The organism is Novosphingobium sp. HR1a, assembly GCF_015594425.1.
In the GTDB taxonomy this organism is placed as follows: domain Bacteria; phylum Pseudomonadota; class Alphaproteobacteria; order Sphingomonadales; family Sphingomonadaceae; genus Novosphingobium; species Novosphingobium resinovorum_A.
In genome coordinates this window covers 1-1,120 of the sequence record NZ_JABXWS010000147.1, presented here as the reverse complement: position 1 = coordinate 1,120, position 1,120 = coordinate 1, and the positions used below count along the sequence as shown (strand labels likewise).

Genomic DNA, 1,120 nt, shown 5'->3' with positions numbered 1-1,120 from the left:
ATGCCTGGGTGCGGATATTCCTCCCCGGCTCGGGATGGGTGGAGTTCGATCCCACCAACGGCATCATCGGCAATCGCGGCCTGATCCGCGTTGCCGTGGCCCGCGATCCCTACCAGGTTCTGCCATTGTCCGGCACGTGGTTCGGACTTCCGGCGAGCTTTCTGGGCATGGACGTCACCGTCGACGTGCGTCGTGCTGACCCCGATCAGTTCCCCTCAAGCGGCCATGGCGCCGTCAACAGCCGCCTTGCCGGCGCCTCAGGAAAGTAACCCTCATGCTGATCCGCTGCGGATATGACATACGCTTCGAGACCGAGACGAAAACTGCGATGATGGCGATGCTGAGCCTGCATCCCTCTCGCCATCAGGACCTGCGTTCACCGCAGCGTCTGCTGGCCGAACCCGATATCCCGCTCTATCATTTCGAGGATGGTTTCGGGAATATCGCAACCCGCCTGACCGTACCCCCGGGGGGCGTAACCCTGTCATGCGACTTCATCATCGAGGACAATGGAGAGCCTGACATGCGCCCTGGCAATGCGCCGCAAATGGCAGTGGAAGATTTGCCCGACTTTGTCATGCCGTTCCTCCTTGCCAGCCGTTACTGCGAAACCGACCGGCTGATGGACGTGGCCTGGAGCAATTTCGGGCACTATCTCTCCGCCCGCGACCGTGTGGATGCCATCGTTGATTTCGTCCATGACCACATCGAGTTCGGCTACCACCACGCCCGGCCGGACAAGACCGCCTGGAACGGCTACCAGGAACGGCAGGGCGTGTGCCGCGATTTCGCTCACCTTGCGATTACCTTGTGCCGGTGCATGAACATTCCGGCGCGCTACTGTACGGGTTATCTGGGCGACATCGGAGTGCCGCCGGTGGACGCGCCGATGGACTTCAGCGCCTGGTTCGATGTCTACATCGACGGCAGCTGGTACACGCACGATGCGCGCCACAACAAGCCGCGCATCGGCCGCGTCCTGATGGCGCGTGGGCGGGACGCTACCGACGTTGCTCTGACTACCGCATTCGGGCAGGCGGAACTGAAACGGTTCGACGTTTATGCTGCGGAGGTCGAATCCACTGAGCGAGCCTGACGTCAATCAACTGTGACGGCTTGT

Annotated in this window: 1 protein-coding gene and 1 pseudogene; both read left to right on the top strand. The window is 61.7% G+C overall.

Annotated elements, in window-relative coordinates; genetic code table 11:
• Window positions 1–269, top strand: a pseudogene (locus HWN72_RS30720) (transglutaminase family protein); the annotation flags it as partial.
• 5 nt (window positions 270–274) lie between these two features.
• Window positions 275–1,096, top strand: a complete 822-nt coding sequence (locus HWN72_RS30715) for a transglutaminase family protein (protein ID WP_211152327.1) — start codon at window positions 275–277, stop codon at window positions 1,094–1,096.
• Window positions 1,097–1,120: the final 24 nt, after the last annotated feature.

Coding starts and splice junctions, on each gene's coding strand:
- HWN72_RS30715 (WP_211152327.1), top strand. CDS start 275: ATGCTGATCCGCTGCGGATATGACATACGCTTCGAGACCGAGACGAAA.